The sequence below is a fragment of the Eubacterium aggregans genome, assembly GCF_900107815.1.
Classification (GTDB): Bacteria; Bacillota; Clostridia; order Eubacteriales; family Eubacteriaceae; genus Eubacterium_O; species Eubacterium_O aggregans.
This window is the reverse complement of record NZ_FNRK01000004.1, coordinates 167355-175927: the sequence shown is the minus strand read 5'-3', so window position 1 is coordinate 175927 and position 8573 is coordinate 167355. Positions and strand designations below refer to the sequence as shown.

Sequence of the window (8573 nt, the reverse complement as noted above, 5' to 3'; positions counted from 1 at the left end):
TAAAGAGGCAGCAATATTACCAGTCCTTACAGGATGTTGCATAAGGTCGCTGAATCCTTGAGGGAAATCTGTCAACTATTATTGACAATATCACAACCACTTCATCAATTTCTGCTTGGGTGATATCTGGTGGACTAAAGGGTATATTTTTTATCATTTTTCATATCTTTCTATTATTCTTTACCTTACCTTCTTATGATCGTTTGAATAATCTTATGCCTAAATTGATTTTCTTCCATTCTTGTTCTGATTAAAATCCGGTACAAACTCCGGTACTATACGCCGAACCCCCTCAATCACAGGCTCATCGGCATCCCCATTGGCTGCCTGCCACAGGGATTTGGCGGTTTCTTTAATCTGTCCGACATCGTAGCACACGGGCTTTTCCACGAAGATACTATCGAAGGTAGTCCGATCAAAGGCTTCCATATCATAGGAAAGTTCTTCATAAAGCTTTTCCCCGGGCCTAAGTCCCACAAAGTGGATGGGAATCTCCGTATAGGGTTCATGCCCCGATAGCTTAATCATCTTCTCTGCTAGGTCGGTGATCTTTACGGGGTCTCCCATATCCAGTACAAAGATTTCTCCCCCCTTGGCCATAGATGCGGCTTGAAGGACGAGTTGTGTGGCTTCTGGAATGGTCATAAAGAATCGGGTAATATCCTTATGGGTCACGGTGACGGGTCCGCCATGGGCAATCTGTTCTTTGAAAATGGGGATAACCGAGCCGTTGGAGCCGAGGACGTTGCCAAAGCGAACAGCGACACATTCGGTCTGGTGCTTTTGGTTATAAATTTGAACCATCATTTCGCAGATTCGTTTGGTTGCCCCCATGACGTTTGTGGGATTAACGGCTTTATCCGTACTAATTTGCACAAAGCGATCAACATGGGCATCAATACAGGCTTCCAGTACATTGATGGTGCCAAAGACATTATTTTTAACGGCTTCCCGTGGGGTCCGTTCCATGAGCGGGACATGCTTATGGGCGGCGGCATGAAAGACAATTTGAGGTTTAAGTTCCCCAAAGGTTTCTTTCATAATATCCGCTTCTCGTATGCTGGCAATGCGGCTAATGAGTTTAATCTGAATCCCCATGGGGTTAAGTGTTTCCTTAATATAACGGTTTAGCTCTAGCTCCAGGTAATACAGAGCGTTTTCGTTGATATCCAGGATTATGAGCTCTTTAGGGTGGAATCGTATAATCTGCCGACAAAGCTCTGAACCAATGGAGCCGGCACCCCCGGTGACCAGAACGGTTTTACCACTGATGGTCTCTCCAATGGCCTGCTTATCCAGATGCACTTCCTCCCGATCCAAAAGGTCTTCAATCTGAAGGTCTCTGAGTTTCTGTGCGGAGACATCGAATTCCAGGATTTCCTCAATGGTGGGAAGGATCTTGACGGGGATACCGGTGCTATGACAGATTTCAGCGATTTTAATGCGCTCCCGTTTGGGGGCAGTGGGCATGGCGATGATGATTTCTTCGAATGCACCACTGTTTTCAACCACCTCTTTAATTTTGTCCCGGCCCCCAATTACCTTGACACCATTAAGCATCCGTCCTTTTTTATTGGGGTCGTCATCGATAAAGCCGGCAACGCAGAGACCTTTTTTACTATTGTTGATTTCCCGAAGCATCTTGATACCTGCTTCTCCGGCACCGACGATAAGGACCCGGTGTTTCTCCCCCCGGGTCCCATTTTTCATTTGGCGTAGGCTACGGTAGAGGATTCGGATACCCCCTATTAAGATGAGGTCAAAGGTAGCGGTGAGAACCAGGACGGTGGTGGGAACACGCATACTGACCATATAGAAGAAGACGATGGTGATAAAATTGGCACTGGCCACACTACCCACAATTTGCCATAGCTCTTCAATGCTGGCGTAGCGCCAAAGGGTTTGGTACATTTGAGTGAGCCAAAAGACGAGAATTTTAATACCGATGGCCCCTATGAGAATGCCCATCATTCCCCGAATTTCACTAAAGGGGATATGAAAGCTGTATACCAGATCGTAGGCGAAGAAGTAGGATAGAAAAAGGACGATGGCTCAGCGATGATAAGAAGTCCGATGCGCAGGCCTTTTTGGTTGTCATAAGTTGTTGAAATCTTTTCCTTTTCCATGATGTGTTCTTTGGGGTCCTTTCTTTACGTTAAAAGTCCAGTGGTAATGCAGTGTATGTAAAAAAGACTACGTTACGAGGTGAATACTCGCCAGTAGTCTGAATCTTCCCATTGTGTTTTAAAATAAATACATTCTTCATTTCTTTTCCTCAATACCATCAAAAGTGTGTCATACTATTGATAAGCTGTATTTTCCCTTAATTTATATTTATAGTATATATCAATACAAAAATAATAGCAATAGTCTGTAGCCCTTTGAATGCACAAAAAAATAGAAAACCCCGATTCCAAAAGGAATCGGGGTTCAATCATTCATATTTTCTATTCTAATTTAAGGTAACAGAGGTTTTATCCGGCGATACACTTTCCAAGGTACCGGCGGGGATTTTAACCTGGATGGGGATGTCGTATTTACCCGCGGCTTTGCCGGAGAGGTCGATCCAGGCGGAGATGTCGGTCCCTTTGATCTTGGACAGCTCTGAAGCGGTGCCTTTAATCTTGACGACGACGGAGGAGTCTTGTATTTTCGATACGGCTAAGCCCGAGCCGATGTTTCGGGTTTCAATGGCATCGACAGTGTAGCTTTTTTCCACTTCTTCCTCCACTGTAACAGTGACGGTGACGGTGTCTCCACCGTCCATAAAGTAGACGCCATCGGGCAGCTTAAGCTTAACCTCCTTGGTGACGTTGGTGGTGGCTCCGGAAACCGAGACGTTTTCCACAGACAGCTCTGAAATGGCGGATAGGGCGGATGCCTTCCCACCAATGAGCTTGTTATCCGGGGTAACCCTTACCCCTGTTACCTTATACCCTGTGGCCACGTCTCCAGAGGTTGCCGGCGCTTTTATTTTAACGGTTTTGGTTTTCCCAATGACGATATTGACCTGGACGGCCCGGGGCTCGATATCCAGCCCGGTGATGATGTTGCCATTTTCATCATAGGCTTTTACGGTGGCGTATTGAACGGAGTCCTCGGTGAGGCCCTGGACATTGACCACGGCCACCACGGATTTTACCTTGGCAAAATCTTCATTGGTGCCGTCGATGGTGACCTTCTCATCAGTGATAGCAGAGACCACGGCGTTATCATCTGCGGGCTTTCCGTCGGTGTTCACGGTGACGGGAAAATCCTTATCGTTGAAACGATCCACCTGAAGGCTCAGGGTAGCAGGCTTGATTTCCTCTAAAATAACGGAGTTGGACAGGCCCTGAACCACGATTTCGGGGTTATAATTTCCGGCCTCATCAATGTCTTTTAAATCGACCTGGGCTGAAATTTCGGTGGGATCCAGCTTATCCAGGTTTTTTTCTGTCCCCCGCACCCGCAGGTTGACATAGTAGCTGCGACTATCATTAAGGGTCAGCCCTTTACTTTCCAGTACGTTCAGATTGGTAAAGGTCACCGGGATGCTGCTGAGGTCCTGGGTGACCAGGTCGATGGAGCTGCCGTTAATGTATAGCCATAGGACGATGGCGGCGCAAATGGCCAGCACCATCCGGATGATTTTTTCATTCGCCTTATGCTTTTTCTTTTGATTCGTCATGCTTCCTCCCGAAGATGCTCCCCTTTTTGTCATCCTCCTCGTCGTCCTCATTCTTGGTGAACCGATCCTGCAGCAATATTTCCAGATCTTCACTGGTGAGCATCCGGGTGATTCCACCCCGCTCGGTGTAGGAAATGATGCCGGTTTCCTCGGAAACGATGATGGTGAGGGCATCGGATTTTTCTGAAATGCCAATCCCAGCGCGATGCCTTGTTCCCAGTTCACTATCCAGCTTGCGGTTGTCCGTCAATGGCAGCAGACACCCCGCTGCCCGGATTTTTCCATTTTTCAGATCGATAATGACTGCCCCGTCATGGAGGGGGCGATTGGGGGTAAAGATATTTTCCAATAGCTCGGTGCTAATATCGGAATTGAGGACGATGCCCGTCCCGACGATGTCGTTTAAGCCGGTGTTCATTTCACAGACGATAAGGGCCCCAATCTGGCCGCCGGAAAGGTGTTCCACGGCCTCGGTAATCTCTCGGATGTCCTTTTCGATTTTTACCTTGTCCTTGGTTTTGGTGAATCGGTCGAAAAATCCCCGATTCCCAATCTGCTCCAGTGCCGACCGAAGCTCGGGCTGAAAAACCACCACAAAGATAATAAAGGCCCAGGTAAAGAGGTTGTTCAGCAAATAGGACAGGGTGGTAAAACCCAGCCATGAACTGAGAGGCGCTAAGATTAACAGGACGAAGATCCCCTTGGCCACTTGTTCGGCCTGGGTTCCCCGAATCCACATCAAAACTTCATATATAAGAAACGCGATGATGGCAACCTCGATGATGTTGACGAAGGTCACCCGCGACTGAATATAAACGAGTAATTCTTCCATTGTCATTTTTCCTAACTTAGTAATACTTCAATTATACACTAAGGACACATAAAATCCATCAAACATTTTCTAAAACTTCAACCCAAATCTTTACAAATTTGATACACTCCTTTACAGGATAGCCGTTTACATTTATATAAATCGTGCTATACTGTAGACACTTAATTGAATAGGGATAATGGTAAACGTTAGATGATCGAATTCGTGACCATAACCGAATCGGCAGCGGGGGATACTTCGGATAGTATTTCTAATTTTGGAAATCGTAAGAAGGTTGAAACCACTGGCCTGGCCGGTCCATTGGACAATTCAGTAGAATCATCTCCTTGATATCATGACCTTCCCTGTACCATTCAATTAAATCATCTTATAGAAGGGACTGAGACCACCAAACATGCAAACTCAGACCGAAAAATAAGACCAGCCTTCAATCGGAAATCCCAGGTGGGACGACCGAGAGGCTGGTCTTATTTTTTAGGTTTTAATCCAGGGTTACCATGAGTTCTCCGGATTCGACTTTTTGTCCTTCAGTGACCGTAATCTTCTTGATGACGCCATCCTGGGAGGCGACGATTTCGGTTTCCATTTTCATGGCTTCAACGATGACTAAGGCTTGATTTTCAGTCACAGCATCCCCTTCGTTCACCAGAACCTTTAAGACGGTCCCAGGGATGGGGGAGCCAATTTCCTTTTTATTCTTAGGATCGGCCTTGAGCATGGTGCTCTTCTGCTTGGAGGAGAGACTGCGCACGTCTTCGATGTAGATTTGGCGGCGGAAGCCGTCGATTTCGAAGGTGACGGGGCGGAAGCCTTCATCATCAGGCATGCCGACCTTGACCAGTTTGATGATATGACGGCGGCCCTTGGCGACTTCCACCTCAGAGGTTTCACCTTCCTTAAGACCGTGGAAGAAGACATGGCTGTCCATCCGCATGAAATCCCCGTAATCCTGGAAGAAGGTGACGTAATCCTTAAAGACCTTAGGGTACAGCGCTGCTGACAGCACTTCCCGATCCGTCAGGTCGATACCGAATTCTTCTTTAAAGGTTTCCCGGATGCCATCAAAGTCTTCGTCGGGCAGCAGGGAGCCCGGACGCACGGTGATGGGCTCTACGCCCTTTAACACAATCCGCTGGAGATCGGGATCGAAGCCACCTACGGGCTGGCCGATCATTCCCTTAAAGAAATCCACAACGGAGTTGGGGAATGCCAAATCCTTACCCTTTTGGACGATGTTTTCCGGGGTTAAATCGTTCTGAACCATGAAGATAGCTAAATCACCCACCACCTTGGAGGAGGGGGTCACCTTAACGATATCTCCCAGGAGGAGATTGGCCTTCCGGTACATTTCTTTAACATCCTTAAACTTATGACCCAAGCCAAAGCTTTCAACCTGACTCTTGAGGTTGGAGTACTGGCCCCCGGGGATTTCCAGCTTGTAGATTTCGGTGCTGCTGGAGGTCATCCCGGATTCAAACTTACTGTAGACGGGGCGAATGCCTGCCCAGTAATCCGAAAGCTGCTGGAGGTCATCCTCGTTTAGCCCGGTATCGTGGGAGGTATGGGCCAGGGCTGCCACCAGGGAGTTCAGGGAGGGCTGGGCTGTCAGTCCACTCATTCCAGAGAAAGCGGCATCGACAATGTCTGCGCCACCCACAGCTGCCATGATATTGGCCGCAACGCCGTTACCGGCAGTGTCGTGGGTGTGGAAGCGGACGGGCATCTTGACTTCTTCCTTCAGAGCTCGGATTAAGTTCCGGGCGGCTACTGGCTTACAAAGGGCGGACATATCCTTAATGGCTAGGATATGGGCCCCGGTCTTTTCGATTTCGTGGGCCATTTTGATGTAATAGTCCATGTTGTACTTGGTTTTGCTGGTATCCAACACATCCCCGGTGTAGCACATGGCTACCTCGGCCACTTTGCCTGTCTTTAAGACTTCTTCGATGGAGACCTTCATGCCCTCCATCCAGTTGAGGGAGTCGAAAATCCGGAAAACATCGATACCGCTGGCAGCGGATTCCTGGATAAACTTACGCACCACGTTATCGGGGTAGTTTTTATAGCCCACAGCGTTGGCCCCGCGGAGGAGCATTTGGAACATGATATTGGGGATGCGCTTTCTCAGCTCATCCAGACGGCGCCAGGGGGATTCCTTGAGGAAGTTATACGCCACATCGAAGGTCGCTCCACCCCACATTTCCAGGGCGAAGAGATCCCGGCCCAGGTAGGCGGTTTCCTTGGCAATCTTAATCATATCCCGGCTGCGCACCCGGGTGGCCACCAGGGACTGATGGGCATCCCGCATGGTGGTATCCCCCACCAATAGGCGTTTTTGACCGTGAATCCACTCTACCAGACCTTCTGGTCCCTTTTCGTCCAAAATTTGCTTGGTCCCTGTTAGGGAGACGTCTTCGGGAATCACTGGGATATCCGGTTCTTCGAAATCTGGTTTTTCACCCAGGGTTTCATTAACCACCATGTTCCCGATATAGCGAATGGCATTGTATTCCGGGCTGGTGGTTTCCTGGATATTGAACAGCTCCGGATGGTCGTCGATGAATTTGGTGTCGCAATTTCCTTTTTTAAATTCCTCATGCTCCAGGACGTTGATCAGGAAATCCTTGTTGGTTTCCACCCCTTCTACCTGCATTTCCTTTAGGGCTCGCAGGGCCTTTCTCCGGGTATCGTTAAAGGTCCGGGAGTAAGCGGTGGATTTCACCAGGAGGCTGTCGTAGTAGGGGGTAATTTCTGCCCCGGTAAAGCCATTCCCGCCATCTAAGCGGATACCGGCCCCACTGGCTGTTCGGTACACATCAATGGTACCGGTATCGGGCATAAAATGCATTTTGGGATTTTCGGTGGTGATGCGGCACTGGATGGCATATCCTCTGGTGCTGATTTGATCCTGGCTTTTAACACCCACTTCATCAGAATCCAGGGGATAACCCTGGGCCACCAGAATCTGGGATTGGACCAAATCGATGCCAGTGACCAGCTCCGTGACGGTATGCTCCACCTGAATCCGGGGATTCATTTCGATGAAATAGTGGTTCCCGTGCTTGTCCACCAGGAATTCGATGGTTCCGGCACTGCGGTAGTTAACCGCCTTGGCCAGACGCAGGGCATCATTACAGATGGCCTGACGCTGCTCTTCGGTGATGGCTAAGGATGGGGTAAATTCGATGATCTTCTGATGACGGCGCTGAATGGAGCAATCCCGCTCGAAGAGATGGACCACGTTGCCGTAGCGATCCCCAAGGATCTGCACTTCGATATGCTTGGGCTCTTCCAGATATTTTTCCACAAAAATAGTGCCGTCCCCAAAGGCCTTGGTGGCCTCACTGACTGCGGAGTGGTATTCCTTGAGGAGGTGCTTTTCCTCCCGGACGATCCGCATCCCCCGGCCACCGCCGCCAGCGGCTGCCTTTAAAATAATGGGGAAGCCCGCCACCTTGGCGAATTCTTTCGCTTCCTCATCGGAAGTAATGGGCTTTTCCACCCCGGGAATGGTGGGAACATTGCAGGATTTCGCCATAATCTTAGACTGAATCTTGTCCCCCATTTGTTCCATCATGGTGTGGGTCGGTCCAATAAAGGCGATGCCGGCTTCTTCGCACTTCCGGACGAAGACTGGGTTTTCAGACAGGAAGCCATAGCCTGGATGGATGGCATCCACATCCTTTTTAAGGGCTAAGGCAATAATTTTATCCATATCCAGATAGGCTTCCACAGGGCCGCCGGTTCCGGCGATCATGTAGGATTCGTCCGCCTTGGTCCGAAATAATGACATTTTATCTTCGGGCGCATAGATGGCCACGGTTTGGATTCCCAATTCCTGGCAGGCCCGGATGATTCGGATGGCAATCTCACCGCGATTGGCGATGAGTACCTTTTTAAATTTCTTCATCTTCGTTTCTCCTGATTTGGTTATAGTTTGCTTGAATAAATATTTAACATCCATTATAAACAAAACCCCTCCAAAAAGAAAGGGGTAAATGACATTCTGCGGGATGAAAGCGATTGTAAATTTTAAAAAGTTCTTCTTGAATCCTGTTATTTTTTATACAA

Annotated in this window: 4 protein-coding genes; all 4 read right to left on the bottom strand. The window is 48.7% G+C overall.

What is annotated here, in order from left to right:
• Nucleotides 1–219 precede the first annotated feature (219 nt).
• The 4 genes from BLW33_RS03935 to BLW33_RS03920 all read right to left on the bottom strand — a co-directional run bounded on the left by BLW33_RS03935 (nt 220) and on the right by BLW33_RS03920 (nt 8412).
• Nucleotides 220–1971: a polysaccharide biosynthesis protein gene (locus BLW33_RS03935; RefSeq protein WP_090305368.1), complete on the bottom strand. Its 1752-nt coding sequence runs from the start codon at nt 1969–1971 to the stop codon at nt 220–222.
• Nucleotides 1972–2452: 481 nt separating this feature from the next.
• A complete protein-coding gene (locus tag BLW33_RS03930) occupies nt 2453–3670 on the bottom strand; it encodes a CdaR family protein (protein ID WP_176966615.1) in 1218 nt (405 codons plus the stop codon).
• Nucleotides 3645–4502, bottom strand: coding sequence for a diadenylate cyclase CdaA (cdaA, locus tag BLW33_RS03925; RefSeq protein WP_090305362.1), 858 nt, complete (start codon nt 4500–4502; stop codon nt 3645–3647). Before cdaA ends, BLW33_RS03930 begins: the two co-directional genes overlap by 26 nt.
• Before the next feature lie 481 nt (nt 4503–4983).
• Entirely contained in the window at nt 4984–8412 is a 3429-nt protein-coding gene (locus BLW33_RS03920) for a pyruvate carboxylase (RefSeq protein ID WP_090305360.1), read from the bottom strand.
• Nucleotides 8413–8573 lie beyond the last annotated feature (161 nt).